General features: G+C 67.3%; 16 protein-coding genes and 1 pseudogene. 7 read left to right on the top strand and 10 right to left on the bottom strand.

The features are described 5' to 3' along the window. Nucleotides 1–8: 8 nt before the first annotated feature. Nucleotides 9–752 carry a Clp protease N-terminal domain-containing protein gene (locus AC1DWT_RS26890; protein WP_206012381.1) on the top strand — a complete coding sequence of 248 codons (744 nt, stop codon included), beginning with the start codon at nucleotides 9–11 and terminating at the stop codon, nucleotides 750–752. 84 nt (nucleotides 753–836) lie between these two features. On the opposite strand, the gene AC1DWT_RS26885 is transcribed toward AC1DWT_RS26890, so the two are convergent. Further along, nucleotides 837–1,760, bottom strand: coding sequence for an AraC family transcriptional regulator (locus AC1DWT_RS26885; RefSeq protein WP_095864068.1), 924 nt, complete (start codon nucleotides 1,758–1,760; stop codon nucleotides 837–839). Nucleotides 1,761–1,915: 155 nt separating this feature from the next. Between AC1DWT_RS26885 and AC1DWT_RS26880 the strand changes: the two genes are divergently transcribed. After that, on the top strand, nucleotides 1,916–2,998 hold the full coding sequence (locus AC1DWT_RS26880) for an aldo/keto reductase (protein ID WP_206012380.1): 1,083 nt from the start codon (nucleotides 1,916–1,918) through the stop codon (nucleotides 2,996–2,998). Nucleotides 2,999–3,001: 3 nt separating this feature from the next. Here AC1DWT_RS26880 and AC1DWT_RS26875 read toward each other — a convergent pair whose 3' ends face one another. Next, nucleotides 3,002–3,874 carry a hypothetical protein gene (locus AC1DWT_RS26875; protein ID WP_072943393.1) on the bottom strand — a complete coding sequence of 291 codons (873 nt, stop codon included), beginning with the start codon at nucleotides 3,872–3,874 and terminating at the stop codon, nucleotides 3,002–3,004. Between the two features lie 197 nt (nucleotides 3,875–4,071). Here AC1DWT_RS26875 and AC1DWT_RS26870 point away from each other — a divergent pair, with 197 nt between their 5' ends. Beyond that, nucleotides 4,072–4,497, top strand: coding sequence for a hypothetical protein (locus AC1DWT_RS26870; RefSeq protein WP_072943395.1), 426 nt, complete (start codon nucleotides 4,072–4,074; stop codon nucleotides 4,495–4,497). An 82-nt stretch (nucleotides 4,498–4,579) separates the two neighbouring features. Here AC1DWT_RS26870 and AC1DWT_RS26865 read toward each other — a convergent pair. Beyond that, nucleotides 4,580–4,942, bottom strand: a pseudogene (locus AC1DWT_RS26865) (type 1 periplasmic-binding domain-containing protein); the annotation flags it as partial. A gap of 328 nt (nucleotides 4,943–5,270) precedes the next feature. On the opposite strand from AC1DWT_RS26865, the gene AC1DWT_RS26860 reads away from it, so the two are divergent. From AC1DWT_RS26860 to AC1DWT_RS26845, 4 genes are all read left to right on the top strand, one after another. Beyond that, nucleotides 5,271–6,611 carry a hypothetical protein gene (locus AC1DWT_RS26860; protein ID WP_206012379.1) on the top strand — a complete coding sequence of 447 codons (1,341 nt, stop codon included), beginning with the start codon at nucleotides 5,271–5,273 and terminating at the stop codon, nucleotides 6,609–6,611. Then, nucleotides 6,611–7,633: a glutamate ABC transporter substrate-binding protein gene (locus tag AC1DWT_RS26855; protein ID WP_206012378.1), complete on the top strand. Its 1,023-nt coding sequence runs from the start codon at nucleotides 6,611–6,613 to the stop codon at nucleotides 7,631–7,633. The genes AC1DWT_RS26860 and AC1DWT_RS26855 overlap by 1 nt, the downstream gene beginning before the upstream one ends. A gap of 138 nt (nucleotides 7,634–7,771) precedes the next feature. Further along, entirely contained in the window at nucleotides 7,772–8,893 is a 1,122-nt protein-coding gene (locus tag AC1DWT_RS26850; protein WP_206012377.1) for an agmatine deiminase family protein, read from the top strand. A gap of 67 nt (nucleotides 8,894–8,960) precedes the next feature. Next, nucleotides 8,961–9,536 (top strand): TetR/AcrR family transcriptional regulator, encoded by a 576-nt coding sequence (locus tag AC1DWT_RS26845; RefSeq protein WP_477922949.1) that lies wholly within the window; start codon nucleotides 8,961–8,963, stop codon nucleotides 9,534–9,536. Between the two features lie 16 nt (nucleotides 9,537–9,552). On the opposite strand, the gene AC1DWT_RS26840 is transcribed toward AC1DWT_RS26845, so the two are convergent. The 7 genes from AC1DWT_RS26840 to AC1DWT_RS26810 form a co-directional block, all read right to left on the bottom strand. Beyond that, entirely contained in the window at nucleotides 9,553–10,380 is an 828-nt protein-coding gene (locus AC1DWT_RS26840) for an ABC transporter ATP-binding protein (RefSeq protein WP_206012376.1), read from the bottom strand. Beyond that, a complete protein-coding gene (locus tag AC1DWT_RS26835) occupies nucleotides 10,373–11,425 on the bottom strand; it encodes an ABC transporter ATP-binding protein (protein ID WP_206012375.1) in 1,053 nt (350 codons plus the stop codon). The genes AC1DWT_RS26840 and AC1DWT_RS26835 overlap by 8 nt, the downstream gene beginning before the upstream one ends. Further along, nucleotides 11,422–12,300, bottom strand: a complete 879-nt coding sequence (locus AC1DWT_RS26830; RefSeq protein ID WP_206012374.1) for an ABC transporter permease — start codon at nucleotides 12,298–12,300, stop codon at nucleotides 11,422–11,424. The genes AC1DWT_RS26835 and AC1DWT_RS26830 overlap by 4 nt, the downstream gene beginning before the upstream one ends. Further along, nucleotides 12,300–13,247, bottom strand: coding sequence for an ABC transporter permease (locus tag AC1DWT_RS26825; protein WP_477922946.1), 948 nt, complete (start codon nucleotides 13,245–13,247; stop codon nucleotides 12,300–12,302). The genes AC1DWT_RS26830 and AC1DWT_RS26825 overlap by 1 nt, the downstream gene beginning before the upstream one ends. 1 nt (nucleotide 13,248) lies before the next feature. Further along, on the bottom strand, nucleotides 13,249–14,889 hold the full coding sequence (locus AC1DWT_RS26820; protein WP_206012373.1) for an ABC transporter substrate-binding protein: 1,641 nt from the start codon (nucleotides 14,887–14,889) through the stop codon (nucleotides 13,249–13,251). A 71-nt stretch (nucleotides 14,890–14,960) separates the two neighbouring features. Next, nucleotides 14,961–15,956, bottom strand: coding sequence for a nitrilase-related carbon-nitrogen hydrolase (locus tag AC1DWT_RS26815; RefSeq protein ID WP_477922944.1), 996 nt, complete (start codon nucleotides 15,954–15,956; stop codon nucleotides 14,961–14,963). Continuing rightward, nucleotides 15,953–17,026: an agmatine deiminase family protein gene (locus AC1DWT_RS26810; RefSeq protein WP_206012371.1), complete on the bottom strand. Its 1,074-nt coding sequence runs from the start codon at nucleotides 17,024–17,026 to the stop codon at nucleotides 15,953–15,955. The genes AC1DWT_RS26815 and AC1DWT_RS26810 overlap by 4 nt, the downstream gene beginning before the upstream one ends. Between the last annotated feature and the right edge of the window lie 360 nt (nucleotides 17,027–17,386).

Genomic DNA, 17,386 nt, shown 5'->3' with positions numbered 1-17,386 from the left:
GTTGACGCATGGAGAATTCAACGCCCGCCACCCCGCCCATCCGCCTCGACGACCTCATCGAGGCGATCAAGAAGGTGCACTCGGAGGCCCCGCTCGAGCAACTCACCGACGCGGTTCTCGCCGCCGAGCATCTGGGCGAACTCGCGGACCACCTCATCGGTCACTTCGTCGACCAGGCCCGCCGTTCGGGGGCGTCGTGGACCGAAATCGGCAAGAGCATGGGAGTCACCAAGCAGGCCGCACAGAAGCGGTTCGTCCCCAAGGACCCCGGGCAGGCCTCCGACCTCGATCCGAATCAGGGATTCAGCCGATTCACTCCCCGCGCACGGCAGGTCGTTGTCGTCGCGCAGAACGAGGCCAGGGCCGCGAACAACTCCGAGATCCTGCCCCAGCATCTCGTCCTCGGACTCCTGACCGACCCCGACGGACTCGGCGCCCGGGCGATCGCCGCACAGGGCGTGGATCTGGATACGGTCCGGCACGCCGCGACCGCGACGCTGCCGCCCGCCGCCGAGGAGGTACCCGCACTCATCCCCTTCGACGCCCAGTCGCGCAAAGCGCTCGAACTGACGTTCCGTGAAGCACTTCGTCTGGGGCACAACTACATCGGAACCGAGCACATTCTGCTCGCCCTACTCGAGGTCGAGGACGGGGTCGGTGTGCTCGCCGGCCTGGGCGTCGACAAAGCCGCCGTCGAGGAGAACGTTGCCGCCAACCTCGCCGCCATCGTCGCCGCCCGCACCAAGGAATGATCCCCCGACACAGCGTAGGCGGCGCCGCCCGCGGCCGGGGCAACCCGTCGATGCGCTGCATCGAGATGGGCAAGAGGCGACAGGTCAGGGCAGCGGTCCGGCGTGGGACAGTGCGGTCCTGGTGCGCAATCCCTGGGCGTCCTGCCCCGGGGAGGCACCGAACAGGCGGCGGTATTCACGGTTGAACTGTGAGGGGCTGTCGTAGCCGACGAGATGTCCGACACCGGCGACGTCACCGGGATGGGCAACCAGCATCGAGCGGGCCTGCTGCAGTCGGATTCGCTTCTGAAACTGCAAGGGGCTCAGTGCCGTAACGGCACGAAAGTGCCGGTGAAATGCGGATGTGCTCATGCTGGACAACCGCGCGAGATCGTCGATTCGCATCGGCTCGGCGTAATTATCGCGGATCCAGTGGATCGCCCGGCTGACATGCGACAGGTCGCTGTCGGCTACGCCGATCTGGCGGGTGGTGCTCCCGTGCGGGCCGGTGAGCAGTCGCCAGAGGATCTCCTGCTCGACGAGCGGAGCGAGCACGGGTGCATCGGCGGGATGATCGAGCAGCCGCAGCATCCGCGCCGCGGCGTCGAGTAGATCGTCGTCTGCGACGCCGGTTGCGATCGCCGGCAGGCCGCTCGTTCCACGGGACCACCGTTCGGTGGGGGCCTGCAGCACCAGCGCGGCGAGGGCGGCCGGGCGCAGCACCAGGCCCATGGCCAACGACGGCGCGCCGTCGTCGACGTCGATGTAGTTGCCGGTGACGGGCAAGTTGGCGGTGACGACCAGACACTGCCCGGCCCGGTACTCGAACACCCGGTCGCCGAGCAGCAGTCGCTTGCCGCCCTGGGCCATGATCACCAGCAGTGGCGCCGTCAACGAATACTCCGGCGCCGCCGAGTCCGTCGTCACTTTCGACAACAACAGCCCGGCGATCGGCGTCCGAAGATCGGGCCGGGCATGGGCCGCGATGCTGCTGCGGATTTCGTCCAGCAGGTCGGGTGAGGTGCGCACACTTCACGAAAACATCCGCGTCGCAGTCCGGCAACCCGATCGCGGCGATCTCGAGAGGATCGTGCAATCCCCGGCGTGGATCGATCTACCACCGTCACCGCAGTTCGCGTTTCGATGAACATGCACATTCCGACCGACACCCTATGGAGCAGATCATGCGACTCGATCACTACGTCACCCTCGGCCGCTCAGGGCTGAGGGTCAGCCCGTTCGCCCTCGGTGCCATGACTTTCGGCGAGGACGCCGGCGGCGCCGGCTGCAGCGTGGCGGAATCCGAGAAGATCCTCGCCACCTATCTCGATCTCGGCGGGAATTTCATCGACACCGCCAACTTCTACACCAACGGCCATTCGGAGAAGATTCTCGGCGACTTTTTCGCCGCCCACCGCGGACGCCGCGAGCGCGTGGTGCTGGCATCGAAGTTCTTCGCGAACCTGTTCCCCGGCGACCCGAACGGGGGCGGTGCAGGACGCGCCGCCGTCATCGCCCAGCTGCACGAGACACTCCGCCGCCTCCGCACTGACTACCTCGACGTGTACTGGCTACACAACTGGGACCGCCACACCCCGATCGAGGAAACCCTGCGCACCCTCGACGACCTGGTCCGTGCCGGCAAGATCCGCTATGTCGGGATCTCCAACAACCCGGCGTGGGTGACCGCGCAGGCCCAGGCCACAGCGCTGTTGCGCGGCTGGACGCCGTTGATCGCGATGCAGGTCGAGTACTCCTTGCTGGCACGGACTGTAGAAGGCGAACTCGCGCCCCTCGCGCTCGATCAGGGAATGGCACTGGTGCCGTGGAGCCCACTGAAGAACGGGTTCCTCTCCGGCAAGTATCGGCGCGGCACCGAGGTCACCGACTCCGCCCGCACCGCCTTCGTCGGCGGCCCGACCGATGCCGAGTTCGTCGTCATCGACGCCGTCGCCGCAATCGCCGACGAACTCGGGACCACCTCGGCTGCCGTCGCGTTGGCCTGGCTGCGAGGCCGATCCGGGACCGTCGTGCCGATCCTCGGCGCCAGGCGCGTCGAACACCTGACGGACAACATCGCCGGCCTCGAGGTGAGCCTCGGCCCCGAGCATCTCCGCGTGCTCGACGAGGTCTCGGCTCCCACGTTGAACTATCCGGCGCCGATGCACGGCGAACTGCGGGCGATGCTGCAGTTCGCCGGCAGCACCGTGGACGGGGAGCGGTCCACCGTGTACCCGCCGCTGCTGCAGAGCGACGTGCGGTACTGACAACTACCGGCGCGCCGGTACGAAGCGCCGGACCGCGCGGATCGTGGCGGCCGGTCGCGCCGGATGCCACACTTCGCGATCGGTGTACGACCAGGCATAGGTCGGGCTGCCGTCGCGAATGCAGTCGAGCAGCCGCGGTTCGTCGAGCTTGTCGGCCGACCATTCGTACAGGTCCTGCAGGCGCGGCCCGATCAGGCCGTAGTCCAGCAGCTCGCCGAGGTTGTGCTCGGCGGCGACGTACGTGGCGACGTCGTCACCGAGTGGATAGCGGTCGGGGAGAATCCGCGAAAGGGAGAGGAAGATCCCGGTCATCGACAGTCGCGGATCGCCGAGCAGGGGGCCTGCCGGCGCGAGCCGCCCGAGCGCCAGACGTGGAGCCGCGACCAAGGCGTGGGCGAAGAGAACGCGGAGCAGCACGACGTTGAGAAAGAAGCGCTCGGGACGGCTCTCGGTGTCGGCGAGGTCGCGATGGTCGAGGTAGGCGGAGACGATGCTCGCATTGTGGGCCCGGTACCAGGTGCGTGCGGTCGGATCGGCAACGAACAGCATCCACAGGTCGACCGCGTGCGATGACGGCGTCCCTCCCATTCCGCCGCTCCGGGCGACGGCCTCGCACCCGTCGCGCAGCAGTCGCTCGTTGACTGCCCGCCACCACGGACTCCCGGGGGGCGTCGCCTCGAGTGCGGCCAGCACGCCGCGGCCGACCTGCCAGCGCATGAACGACAGCGCCGCACGGCGAAACGGCAAATGCCGCGGTGCGTTGCCCACCGGACCGTGATACGTGCGGGCGCTCAGCTCGAGGCGGGCATCAGGGTCGTCACGCACGGCGTGGACCTGGCCGAGTGCCCAGTCTGCGGCGGAACCTCGCGAACTCACCGTCCCATTGTCGGACCCGACCGGTCCGGGAGGAAAGCTCGAAACGGATTCGACACTTCCGCGACAATGATCACCCGCCTGACTCTTTCGAGTGAGACTGGCTCACGCTAGACAGCTATACCGACAAACAATGTTGGCCTGCAGAGTTCCGAATCGCACCCGCTGCACGGGCGAGAGCAGGACGAAGGGAGGGGCAGATGACCGCAGCTCATGCAGTCTCGATCGCGGTGACGTTCACCTGGCTCGGGATGGTCTTCGCGATCTCGTTCCTCGAGGCGCCGCTGAAGTTCCGTGCACCCGGGGTGACGGTGCGGCTCGGGCTGGGGATCGGCCGTCTCGTATTCCGGGCGCTGAACGTCACCGAGATGGTGTGGGCAGCGTTGCTCGTCGCCGGACTCCTCATCGAGGGGCCACCGGTCCGGGTGGCGGTGGCAGGCGCGACCGCGGTCGCGGTGCTGGTGGTTCAGCTGGTCGGGGTTCGGCCCCGGTTGACACGTCGATCCGACCGCGTCCTCGCCGGCGAGGACGTCCCGCGGTCTCACGCGCACTACGTCTACATCGGTCTGGAAGTGGTGAAAGTCGTCGCTCTGCTCGCAACCGGGGTGCTGCTCCTCGGTGTATGACCGGGTGCACCGAAGGGCTCGATCACTGGGCGCGGGGTCTCGCGCTCAGCGTGTGCCGTCGGCGGCGTTTCGACATCACCCGCTGGATGACCTTGACGAGGTCGGCGTTGGTATCGCATGTGACGATGGTGGCATCGTTGCCGGCGGTCTCTTTGGACTGCACGGCAGTGAGGGCGATGGCGGCATCGAGCGCCACGACGTGGTCGATCGTAGGGTCCTGTTGGAGCTTGGCGGTGATGGACGCCTCGACGGATGTCATGTCTTGGCTGTTGACATTGAGAACCTCGCTGTTGCCCCCCGACAGGCCCTGCGCCACACCGGCGCAGCGGGCTTCGAGGGAGACGTTGCCCTGTTCGTGGTTGATGCAGAGCGTTCTGCGGGCGTCCTCGGCGGCGCGGACCGACGGGCCCATGGCGTCAGGTGTGGCCAGGGTGAGTGCGATCCCGCGGGAGAGGTCAGAGTGCGGGTGGTTTTCATCGTGCGGTCTCCGATTCGGCGGGATCAACGCTCGGCCTACGTCGAGATGGGCAAACTGCGCCGTGCAGAAGCTCGTCGCTCGCATCGAGGGACCGGAAAGCCGCGCGTACGGTCAGCTTGCTCGACCCGACCCTGCTACCCCGCAGGACCTCGGGTTCACCCGCACGCTCCGATTGAGCGCAACCGACGACCATCATGTCGGTCCGTCGACCACCACCTTCGGTGCACACTGGACTCAGCCACACTGCCCGGATCGGTGCTCAACCGAAATCGCGGCGGCGGTGCAGGAGGGCCGGATGTTCCACCGCGGCGACCACGTGGTCACCGAAACCCCGACGCTCGACGAGGATCTGCTCGTCGAGCCCGAGGGGCGCCGCCCGTGGGTCGAATTCCTCACGTCCACCCCCGGACGGCTGTCCGTGCTGGGGATCGCGCTCATCGCCGTGGTCATCGCCGCCGGCGTGATCACCTCGGCGGCGGTCGGTGCGCGGCAACAGCGAGTCGAGGTACTGCGCACCCACACCGAGCCCCTGGCGAACGCCGCCCAGGCCCTCTACAGCTCACTGTCGATCGCCGATGCCGCCGCGACGACCTCCTTCATCTCCGGTGGCGAGTCGGGTGCCGGCGCGGAGCAGTTCACGCAGGCGGTGGGGGACGCGTCGAATGCGCTGGTCACGGCGACCAATGGGGTGTCGTCTCAGGATGCCGAATCGCTGGCACTTTTGTCGGACGTCGTGCGCAACCTCGCCGAGTACTTCAACCTTGTCGCCACGGCTCAAGCGAACGATCGGGCCGGAAACCCCGTCGGGGTGGCCTATCTGTCCGATGCGTCCGCGCTCATGCAGCACACCATCCTCCCGTTGGCGGAGCAGCTCTACGTCCGTCAGGCCGAGGCGGTCGCCGAGACTCAGACGCACACGGCCCAACTGCCCGCGGCCGCGTTCACGGTGACCGCGGCCGCCGTCGTCGCGCTCGTTCTCGCCCAGCTGTACGTCGTGCGGAAGAGCAAGCGCCGGTTCAACCCCGGGCTCGCTGTCGGGACGCTGCTCATGGCGGGACTCCTGGTCTGGCTGATCGCCGGAAGCCTGGTGTCGACGTCGGCCAGCGAACACGCGAGAACCGAAGGAACACAACCCATCAACACTGTTGCGCGCGCTCGTATCCTGGCGCAGCAAGCCCGCGCCGACGAGACCCTCGCCCTCCTGCAGCGCGGGGCCGACACCCAATCGGAAGTCGACTACATGCGGCACTCCCAGGCGTTGTCCGACGAGCTCACCCGGCAGCTGGACAGCTCGCACGGCGACGTCGCCGCGGACGACCTCCGCGACGCCGTGGCGGCCCGCGACGGCTGGCTGGCCGCGCACCGGGACATCGAGATCGCCCTCGAGCGCGGTGACTACCCGACCGCCGCGGCGATCGCCGCCGGGTCCGGCTCCGGCACGTCGGCCGCGAAGTTCGCGGCCATGGACGCGGCCCTCCGAAAGGCGATCGACCGACTTCGCGACGACGAGGCAAGCGCCGTGACCGACGCCTATCGGTCGATGTCGTCCTTGGCGATCGGTAGCATGATTATTGGCGTGTCCTGCGGATTCGCCGTCGGCGGGGGTATCTGGCCGCGACTGAACGAGTACCACTGATGACGCAGGTGAGGATTTCGAGACCGGGGGCGACGCCGCGTGCTCGGCTCCTGGTCGGCATTGTCGCGGTCGCCGTCCTCGCCGGCTGCGCAACACCCGACCCACTCACCCCGACGGTCGCGGGCACGTACACCACACGACCGATGACAAACGGCGCACAGATCATCCCGCCCACGAACAACCCGCCGCCTGCAGGACCGTCCCCCAAGTCGTGCGGAGCCCTCGCGAGCCTGCGGCCCGGCCCGCAGCCCCCGCCCGGTCAGATGCCGCCCGGTGGGTCACTCGCCGAGATCGGGTCGCGCGGCCGGTTGATTGTCGGTGTGGACCAGAACACGAACCCGTTCAGCTTCCGCGACCCGACCACGGGCACCCTGCAGGGCTTCGACATCGACGTGGCGAAGGAGATCACCAAGGACATCTTCGGCGATCCGGCAAAAGTCGAATTCCGGCTGCTTACCTCGGCCGGCCGGTTCACAGCACTCGAGCACAACGATGTCGACGTCGTCGTTCACGCCACCGCGATCACGTGCGAACGCGCCCAACGCGTCGCCTTCTCCACCGAGTACTTCCGCGCCTTTCAACGAATCATGGTCCCGCGGGGTTCCGACATCTCGGGACCGGCGGACCTGGCCGGAAAGCGGGTCTGTACGTTCGTCGACACCACGTCGCTTCCCACCGTCCAACGGGTCGCGCCGGAGGCCACGATCGTCGCGGTCCCCGATTGGGACGACTGCCTCGTCACCATGCAGAAACGGCAGGCCGACGCGACCAGCACCTCCGACTCGCTCCTGGCCGGCCTGGTGTCCCAGGACCCGCATTTTCAGATCGTGGGGCCACCGATGGAGGACGAAGAGCACTGGGGAATCGGTGTCAACAAGTACAAGGACGACCTGGTGCGGTTCGTCAACGGCACCCTCGACCGCCTGCGCGCGGACGGCACGTGGATGCGCCTGTACGACCGGTGGCTCGCCGCTTCGCTCGGGCCGATCGCAGGCCCACCCCCGGCCACCTATCGAGATTGAAAGGACGGGGTCGCACCACGAGTGTTCATGCGTTCGCGCATCCCCTCTAACTAAAAAGTTAGTCAGTCTAGTATGGTCGCAATGGGTTATCGGCTGGACCGGAGTTGCGATGGAAGGAAAAAGGGGGAAAGCAGAGTGATGCTCAGACGGCGCTTCATCCAGTCGGGGCTGGGCGCTATCGGTGGGCTGCTGGTAGCAGCGTGTACCGACCCGGTGTCCTACCTCGAAGGTGGCAGCAGCGCCGATGAGGATGATCAGCGGATGTGGCGAATGCCCGAGGAGGGGGAACCGCACAAGCGGACCTGGATGGCGTTCGGTGCGAGTGAGGAGATCTGGGGAGCCGAGCTGCTTCCCGAGGTCCGCCGCAACCTCGCCGCCATCGCCCAGGCGATCGCGCAGTTCGAGCCCGTCTCGATGCTGGTACGCGAAGAGGAACTCGACTTGGCCCGCGGGCTCGTCGGCCCCGCCGTCGAACTGGTCGTGGCCCCGCTCGACGACCTCTGGATGCGTGACACCGGGCCGGTGTTCGTCAGGGGCAACGGGACCGGGGCCGCGGTTAACTTCAACTTCAACGGCTGGGGTGAGAAGCAGGACTTCGACCAGGATGCGGGAGTGGCGGACATCGTCACGGGCAGCGCCGGCGTCGAATCGTTGCCCACCGACCTCATCCTCGAGGGCGGCGGGATCGAGGTCGACGGCGAAGGAACCGCCATCATCACCGAAAGCTGCGTGCTCAACGACAACCGCAACCCCGGATGGTCCAAGGCGGACGTCGAGGCCGAACTGGGACCGCTGCTCGGGCTCGACAAGATCATCTGGCTGCCCGGGATCAAGGGCAAGGACATCACCGACGGCCACACCGACTTCTACGCCCGTTTCGCCCGTCCCGGCGTGGTCGTCGCCGGGTACGATCCGGATCCGGAATCGTTCGACCACGACGTGACCACCCGCCACCTCGAGATCCTCGAGGCGGCGGTGGATGCGCAAGGCCGCCCGCTCGAGGTCGTGGTACTCGAGGCGCCGGGTTCCGTTCGGCCCGAGTTCGAATCGGACGACTTCGCGGCCGGATACATCAACTTCTACGTCTGCAACGGCGCCGTGATCGCACCCGAGTTCGGTGACCCGGCCGCGGACGAGGCCGCCAGACAGGAACTCGAACAACTCTTCCCCGACCGTCGTGTGGTGCAGATCACCATCGACGCCATCGCCGCCGGCGGCGGCGGAATCCACTGCACCACCCAGCAAGAGCCCGCGGGCTGATCGCGCGCTGCGTCAACCGAGGTCTCCGCACCGGCCGCCCCGCCGCCTTCCCGTAAAGTGAGGTTCCGTGTCCGAACGTCAGACGTTGATTCTGGAAGCAGCCGTCCGTGTGATCGCGCAAAGTGGTGTGCGCGGGCTGCGGATCGAGAAGCTCGCCGCCGAGGCCGGGGTCTCGACCGCCCTGATCTATTACCACTTCCAGGACCGGGCAGGTGTGTTGCGCCGCGCCCTCGAGCACATCAACGAGAGGGCCGAGCGCTACACCACGGAGGCCCTTGCCTCGACGAACCCCCGGACCCAGCTCGAACAGACGCTCCTGCTCGAGATTCAGAACACCCCCTCCGTCCGTGAAAACAGCATCGCCTGGGGCGAACTCCGGGCCACCGCAATCTTCGACGAAGACCTCCGCGACCAACTCCGCGACGCGACCCGCGCCTGGGCAAAGGACGTCGAAACCCTCATCGTCGAGGCGCAGGCCGTCGAACTGGCCGACCCGGACGCCGACCCCGCCGACGCCTCCGAACGCCTCACCGCCCTCATCKAGGGGCTGAGCGAACGCTGGCTCAGCGGATCCATCACCCTCGAACGGGCCCAGCAGCTCGCCGCCGGAGCGATCACCGCAGAACTCGGACCCCGGCCCTGACGGTGCGCTCTCGCACCTACGTTCCGGGTGCGGTGGGCGTTCTGGAATCGTCGGGCCGCACCCGCCGCCGCTGTGGTCTCCATCCGGGGCGGGGAACGCTGTCGAGCAGCGTGCGGGTGTAGGGGTGCCGGGGATCGCGGAGCAGATCCTCCGTTCGACTGCTCTCGACGATTCGCCCGTTCTGCATCACGATGACGTGTTCGGTGACCTGCCGGACGACTGCGAGATCGTGGGTGATGAATACGTACGAGATCCCGGTCGCGTCGCGGATGTCGGCGAGCAGGTTCAGAATCTGAGCCTGGATGGACACGTCGAGAGCCGCGACGGCTTCATCGAGCACGAGCACGCGAGGTTCGGCTGCGAGGGCACGCGCGATCGCGACGCGCTGCCGCTGGCCACCCGACAGGTGGCCGGGCATGGAGGCCAGCAGCCGCGTATCGAGCGACACCAGGTCGGCGATCTCCTGCACACGATCGGACTGCGTTGCTCCCGAGTGGGTGTCGTACAGCCGCACCGCCTCGGTGAGCGTCTGCTGAATCGTCTTGTGCGGGTCGAGGCTCGTGTACGGATCCTGGAACACCATCTGCGCCTCGCGTGCCCGCGCGCGCCGGGCACGGGTCGCCCGGGACGGGAGGGAGCGGTCGATGCCGCAGCAGGTGATGGTGCCGGCGCTCGGCTGCTCCAGGCCGATGATCATGCGGGCGACGGTCGTCTTGCCGGAGCCCGATTCGCCCACGACGCCGAGCGAGGAGCCCGCGGCAAGTTCGAACGTGACACCGTCGACCGCCGTGAACGTGCCGAAGGTCTTGCTGAGACCGGTCACCGTCAGCACCGGGTCAGTCATTCGGAGTTCCTTCCTGAAGTGGATCGTGATTGTCGATGCGCAGACAGCGCACCGCGTGGTCGGATTCTCGGATTAGGGGGACCGGCCCCGACTCCGTGCAGAGTGTGAGCCTGCGGGGGCACCGGTCGGCGAATGCGCAGGTCTCTGCGGCCTCCCATGCTCCGATCGGGCGGCCGGGGACGGCGGCGAGCCTGGGCCGTGGATGGTCCAGATCCGGGCGGGCCGCGGCGAGTGCCGCCGTGTAGGGGTGTCGCGGATGATGGTGCAGTCCGGTGGAGGCCTGGGTCTCCACGATCTGGCCTGCGTACATGACCGAGGTCCGATCGCACACGGCGGCAGCCAGATCGAGGTCGTGAGTGATGAACAGCAGGGCGACACCCGCATCGTGACGCAGTTCGTCGAGAATGGCCATCACCTCCGACTGCGTGGTGACATCGAGGGCGGTGGTGGGCTCGTCGGCGAGGATCAGCTTCGGGTCGGACAGCAGGGCCGAGGCGATCATCACCCGCTGCAGCATCCCGCCGGACAGGTCGCCGGGGTACTGGCGCATCCGCCGGGCGGTGTCGGTGATGCCGACCTCCGACAGTATTCTCTGGGCACGGCGGGTCGCCTCGTGCCGGTCGACGCGGGCGACGATTCGGAGTTGTTCGGTGAGGAAGTCCCCGACGCGCCGGACCGGATTGATGTACGCCCGGGGGTCCTGGAATATCACCGAAATTCCGCTGCGGGCCCGGAGCAGCGATTCGCCCCGCAGACTCAGCATCTCGTGTCCCTCGAACCGGACGGTGCCCCTCGTGGTCGCCCGCTCCGGTAGCAGCCGGGCGATCGCCCGCAGGGTCATGGACTTGCCGGCACCGGATTCACCCACAAGCCCGAGGGCCTCGCCGCGCTGGATCGTCAGTGACACATCACGGAGAACCTGCCGCGTCTGGCCGGCGACATCGAGCGTCAGGTTCAGCCCCTCGACGGCGACGAGCGGGGCGGTCGGCGCCGGCGCCGCCGAAATGGGCGAACGAGATGCGAGGTGGGATATCGCTTCTGTCATGAGAGTTCCTTCGCCTGTCTGTCGTTGAGCCGCTCGCCGAGAATGTTGAACGCGACGATCACGAGCACCAGTGCTGTGCCTGCGGCCAGCGATTCGGCGGGGAATCCCTGCAACACACCGGTTTGTCCCTCCGAGACCATCACGCCCCAGTCGGCCTGTGGTGGCTGGACACCGAGGCCGAGGAAGGAGATCGCGGCCAGATCGAGTGCGGCCCAGCCGAAGAGGATGGTTCCCTGCGCGACGAGCATGGGTGCGATGTTGGGGACGATGTGCCGAACGCAGATGGCCCAGGCACCCCTTCCCTGAACCTCGAGTGCCTCGATATAGGGCAGCGATCGTTCCCGGATCGCCGCTCCTCGGACGATCCTCGCCACGTACGGGGTGTATGCGACCGCCAGTGACAGGGCCGCAGACCACTGGCTGGGACCGAACACCGCCGCGGCGAGCACCGCGAGCAACAGCCCGGGAAAGGCGAAGACCAGGTCCGAACCCGAGGAGGTGACGCTGTCGACCCAACCCCCTCGCCAGGCCGCGGTAACGGCGAGAACCGTCCCGGCGACCATTGCGAGAGCGATGACGACGAAGGCGCCGAGCATGGACGAGCGCGCACCGACCAGCAGACGCGACAGAATATCGCGGCCCTGGGAGTCGTATCCCAGCGGATGGGCGGGGCCGGCCCCGACGAACGCGTGGGCGAGATCGCTCTGATTCGGCGGGTACGGCGCGAGGAGTGGGCCGAACACCGCGATGACTGCGGCCAGCACGATGATCGCCGCGCTCGTGTAGCCCAGCCATCCCACCCGGCGCAGGCCTGGAACTCCGGGCCTGCGGGTGGTTGTGGCGGCTCCGATGACGGGGGAGTGCCCGGTGGCCATCACGCCGCCGCCGTTCCGAGACTCACGCGCGGGTCGAGCAGTGCGTAGAGGACGTCGACGATGCCGTTGACGATCACGAACGCCACCACCATGAGTAGCGAGACAGCTTGAACCACAGCGAAATCCTTGTTCTGTGCGGCGGTGACCAACGTCGACCCCAATCCGTTGAGGTTGAATGCCTGTTCCACGATCGACACCAGCACGATCAGCGTGGCGATGGTGAGGCCAGTGACGGTCGTGATCGGGATGGCGGCGTTGCGGAGAATGTGACGCCGCAACACGGCCCGGTACGGCAGTCCCCGACTGATCGCGGTGTGCACATGCTCACGCTTGGCCTCGTCACGGACCGACGCGCGGGTGATGCGTGCGACGAGCGCGAGGGAGGAGCAGGCCAGCGCGACGGCGGGGAGCGTGAGGTGGACGATCTGGTCGGCGAACCCCTCGCCTTCTCCCAACGCGGGGAACCAGTTCAGGTTGACCGCGAAGATGCTGATCAGGATGAGGGCGGCGACGAACGACGGGATCGCGGCGAGCACCRTGGTGACCAGCAGGGCCGCGGTGTCGACGAGACCGGGCTTCAGCGCACTGAGAACGCCGATGCCGATCCCGACGACGACGATGATGAGCGACGCGTAGGCCACCAGTTCGATCGTCGTGGGTGCACGCTGCGCGATCAGGGTCGACACGTCTTCCTTGCCGGCGAGCGAGTACCCGAAATCCCCCTGTAGCGCGGAGGTCAGCCAATACCAGTAGCGCACGGGCAGCGGGTCGTCGAGGTGGTATCGCGCCGTCAGCAGGGCCCGTGCTTCCGGCGTGACCTGCCGTCCGCCGGTCAGCACCGCGATCGGGTCACCCGGCGCCAGGTCCAGGGCGACGTAGATCGCAACACTGGCCACCGCCAAGGTCCCGAGCAGGAGGGCGCCGCGCCGGAAAATGAATCCACGCATGTCAGCTCCCGCCGCCGAGTTGGGCCAGCCACGGGGCCTGCATGTAGGCGAACGACGACGGGGCGCCGGTCAGCCGCTTGTCCAGAACCAGGAACGACGCGGGGTGGGACATCGGGATCCAGGGCAGGTCCTGCATGACCAGTCGGTCGGCCTCGATCGTCGCCTCGGCCCGGCGTGCGGGGTCCGGTTCGGTGCGGGCCCGGGCCAGCACCGCAGACAGGTCGGGGTTGGCGTAACCCGAGTAGTTCTGGACGCCGTTCGGCTCTACGTAGGAGGCGATCAACGCCGCAGGATCCGCGTAGTCGCCGTACGTCGTCGAACTGAATGCGTCGACGGCGGCGCGCGCGTCCGGATCGGTGAAGAAGTTGATGTAGTTCTGAGGCGAGACGTTGTGCAGGCTCGCGTCGAGCCCGATCGCCTCGGCCGCCTCCAGCCACGCGTTCGCGGCGGTGTTCACGGTGGCGAGCCCGGTGGATGTGCCGATGACCAGTGGCTTGCCGGCCGCGCCTGCCTCGTCGACGAGCTGTCTCGCCCTGGCCAGGTCTCGTGTCTGTTCGGGGGCGGCGTCCCAGGCCGCGGTGAACGTGTCCCTGGCGTATCCCCACGTTCCCGGGTTCGTCGACAGGCGCGGGCCGACCGCGTTGCCCTGATAAACGGCACCGTCGAAGCTCTGCCGATCGAACGCGAGCGACAACGCCTGTCGCACACGGCGGTCGCCGAGGACGCCGGTGAGATTGGCGGGGATGAAGAACTCGGTCTCGAACGACGGCCCGACGTGCACGGTGACGTTGCTCGTCCGCTGCAGCTGCGGCAGGGTGGAGGTGTCGGTGATCCACGTGCCGCTGATCTCGCCGGTCGCCAGACCCGTCGTCAGGGTCGCCGCGTCGGACACACCGCGGAACTCGATCTCGCGGGTCATCGGCTTCAGGGACGAGTCCCAGTAGTCGGGGTTCGCTTCGACCTTCAGCGTCTTCCCTGACGTCCACTCCGCCAACTGGTACGGGCCCGTGCACATGGCGCCGCCGCCGGGTGTCCCGTAATCACGGCCCCGGGCGCGGGCGAACCGTTCCTGGACGACGACCCCCGGCATCGCCGCGAGCTCACCCGGCAGCCAGTAGTCCGGGCTGCTCAGCACGAGCGTGACGGTGTCGGGGCCGTCGGCGCTGATCGACGTGATCCGATCGAGGACGGTGCCGTAGAAGCCACCGACCTCGGGATCCTTGTTCCTCTGCAAGCTGAACACCACATCGGCGGGAGTGAGGGGCTGTCCGTCCCAGAAGCGCACGCCGGAGCGCAGTTTCAGTACCAGTGTGGTCGGTGACGTGTAGTGGTATTCAATCGCCAGTCCGGGCGTGATGGCGCCGTCCGGTTGTTGCCGCAGAAGCGATTCGCACATGGTCGATATGACCGTGTTCTCCGGATAGTCGAATGCGGTGGCCGGATCGACGGTGGTGGGGTCGCGGTACAGCGCCCATGTCGCGCTGTCGGTGTGACCGGTGGCAGCATCCGTGGTCGGGGGGAGACTGAGGAAGGTCGTGTTGTTTCCGGTTGCGGGGACCAGCTCCGGCCGACCCCCGCAACCCGCCAGGACGACTACCGTGCACGCGGCGACCGCCACGATCCGTAACTTGTTGATGCGCATGTTCGATCCCTCGAAAGTGGTGAACCTGTGTTGTGTGCCGCGGAGCGAGCCGCGGGCACGGCAGTTGCCCGTCAGGGCGTGGTTGCATGCGACTCGTCGACGAGATCGCGGTAGCTGGYGGGCCGGCGGGTGTCGAACAAGCCGAACGTGAGCCAGTCACGGCGCTGATCCAGATCGAGATCCGCGACGAGGACACTGTCGCGGTGACGGGGCGCCTGAACGATCGTGCGCCCATAGGGATCCGAGATGAACGACGATCCGTAGAAGGTGATCCCGTCCTCGTCGCCGATTCGATTGACGGCAACCATGAAGGTGGCGTTGGCCAGGCCGTTCCCCGAGATCATCTGATGCCACATCGGTTGGGTGTCGAAATCTTTCAGCTCGGGGTCGCTCCCGATCGCCGTGGGATAGACGAGGATCTCGGCGCCCCGCATCGAATACGCTCGCGCCAATTCGGGGAACCACTGGTCCCAGCAGGTGGGGAACCCGAATTGGCCACCCGCAGCCGGGATCACCGGAAATCCGCTGTCACCCGAGTCGAAGTAGCGGTCCTCGTGGTAGCCGGGGAAGGCGGGAATGTGGAGTTTGCGGGTCCGCGCGAGCACCGCGCCGTCCGGGGCGACGAGGATCGCGGTGTTGAACCCGCGTCCGGTGTCGCTGTGCTCGTAGAGCGAGGCGTGGACGAAGATGTCGTGCCGGGCCGCGAGTTCCCGCGCGAACGAGGTCGTGGGGCCGTCCGGGATCGACTCGCTGTGATTCGCGGCGTCGGTGTTGTCGGGGACGGTCGCGAAGTACGGGCTGAGGGTCAGCTCCTGCAGGCATACGACCTGTGCACCCAAGTCGGCGGCCCGCCGCACCCCGCTCGCCAGGACGGCCCGATGTTCTACGGGGCCCGGGTGCCAGGAGGTCTGCACCGCGCCGACGCGGACCGGCATCCTTGTCGACGGCCGGTCGCGGGCCGGCGAGGGCAGCACGGTCTCGACCGCACTCACGACGACGAAGGCGCCGGCGTCCACGACATTCTGACCGATCACCCCCGCAAGGGCGCCGTTGTCACGAGGGTTCATCGCGCCGTCTCCCGAGCGGAGTGGGCCGCGGGGATCTGCTGGGTGATGCAGTGCACGCCGCCGCCGCCGTACGCGACGATGTTGCCCGGCACACCGACTACCTCGCGGTCGGGAAAAGCGAGGCGCAGCGTCGCCAGCGCCTGCTCGTCGAGGTCGTGCCCGGCGATCGGAACGACCACTCCGCCGTTGGCGACGTAGAAGTTGGCGTACGCCACCATCGTCGCGGTGCCGTCCGGCAGTGTCTGTACCGGGAACTGGGGCAACTCGAGGATCTCGAGCTGCCGTCCCGCGGCATCCGTCGACTCGCGTAGGACCTGCAGGTTCGCGGCCATGCGCTCGAAATCGGGCAGCTCGGGATCTTCACACGTCTGGGCGATCACGACTCCCGGCCGCACATATGTGCACACGCCGTCGACGTGCCCGTCGGTGTGGGCGTCGTCGAAGTGACCGTAGGGGAGCCAGATCACTGTCGACACACCCAGACGCGTCTTCAATTCGTTCTCGATCTCCGCCCGCGACATCGACGGATTGCGGTTCTCGTTGAGCAGGCACTGCTCGGTCGTGATCAGGGTGCCTTCGCCGTCGATGGTGATCGATCCGCCTTCGAGGACCATGCCCGACGGTATGCGGTCGATCCCGAGGGCAGCGAGCACTCGCCGGCTGATGGTGGCGTCCTTGTCGTATGGCTGGAAACGCTCGCCCCACGAGTTGAAGCCGAAGTCGACGGCGGAACGTTGCCCCGTCCGGTCGAGTACGACCAACGGACCCGAATCCCGGATCCAGGAATCGTCGATCGCCAATTCCACGACGTCCACCCGGCTGCTGCACGCGGCGCGGGCTTCGCCGGCCTGGCCGGGGTTGGCGATCATGAGTACGGGTTCGAATTCGCCGATCGCGTTCGCGGTCGCAGCGTATTCGGATTTTGCCTCTTCGAAGTACGGACCCCAGAGGCTTTCTCGGGTGGGCCATGCCATGAGGCACCGTTCGTGCGGCGCCCATTCGGCGGGCATCTGCCAGATCGTCGAGGTGGTACTTCCGGTGGTCTTCTGCAGTTGTGGCGTGTTGGTCATGGCGAAATCATCACACTGACTAAAAAATTAGTCAATGGTCATTTTCGTGGTGCGCTACGGCCTCCGGCGGCCTGCTCGTGAACCTCCGCCGGCGCGGTCACGGGGATAGCTGCACAGGGTGAGCCTCGTCGGCGGGGCATGGTCGCGCGGCTGCGAATGCTGAAACCTGCTGGTGTTCGGCAGTCGTCGATCCGTGCTCATTTCGTCTGTTCGGCAGTGTCATTCACGCAGCCGACACAGAACCGGGGGTGTTGTCGACCCGCTGACGGCGTGAATGCCCGCGGCGACACGATGTTTGCCGGGTGGTGTCCGTGAGCGAAACGAACCGATTAGTATGCGCAGTTGATGCGACGGACGTCG

Source organism: Rhodococcus sp. P4_B6 (assembly GCF_056402215.1).
This window is presented reverse-complemented; position numbering and strand designations above follow the sequence as displayed.

Excerpts from the sequence above, each read along its gene's own strand:
- AC1DWT_RS26890 (WP_206012381.1), top strand. The coding sequence starts at position 9 with ATGGAGAATTCAACGCCCGCCACCCCGCCCATCCGCCTCGACGACCTC.
- AC1DWT_RS26880 (WP_206012380.1), top strand. The coding sequence starts at position 1,916 with ATGCGACTCGATCACTACGTCACCCTCGGCCGCTCAGGGCTGAGGGTC.
- AC1DWT_RS26870 (WP_072943395.1), top strand. The coding sequence starts at position 4,072 with ATGACCGCAGCTCATGCAGTCTCGATCGCGGTGACGTTCACCTGGCTC.
- AC1DWT_RS26860 (WP_206012379.1), top strand. The coding sequence starts at position 5,271 with ATGTTCCACCGCGGCGACCACGTGGTCACCGAAACCCCGACGCTCGAC.
- AC1DWT_RS26855 (WP_206012378.1), top strand. The coding sequence starts at position 6,611 with ATGACGCAGGTGAGGATTTCGAGACCGGGGGCGACGCCGCGTGCTCGG.
- AC1DWT_RS26850 (WP_206012377.1), top strand. The coding sequence starts at position 7,772 with ATGCTCAGACGGCGCTTCATCCAGTCGGGGCTGGGCGCTATCGGTGGG.
- AC1DWT_RS26840 (WP_206012376.1), bottom strand. The coding sequence starts at position 10,380 with ATGACTGACCCGGTGCTGACGGTGACCGGTCTCAGCAAGACCTTCGGC.
- AC1DWT_RS26835 (WP_206012375.1), bottom strand. The coding sequence starts at position 11,425 with ATGACAGAAGCGATATCCCACCTCGCATCTCGTTCGCCCATTTCGGCG.
- AC1DWT_RS26830 (WP_206012374.1), bottom strand. The coding sequence starts at position 12,300 with ATGGCCACCGGGCACTCCCCCGTCATCGGAGCCGCCACAACCACCCGC.
- AC1DWT_RS26820 (WP_206012373.1), bottom strand. The coding sequence starts at position 14,889 with ATGCGCATCAACAAGTTACGGATCGTGGCGGTCGCCGCGTGCACGGTA.
- AC1DWT_RS26810 (WP_206012371.1), bottom strand. The coding sequence starts at position 17,026 with ATGACCAACACGCCACAACTGCAGAAGACCACCGGAAGTACCACCTCG.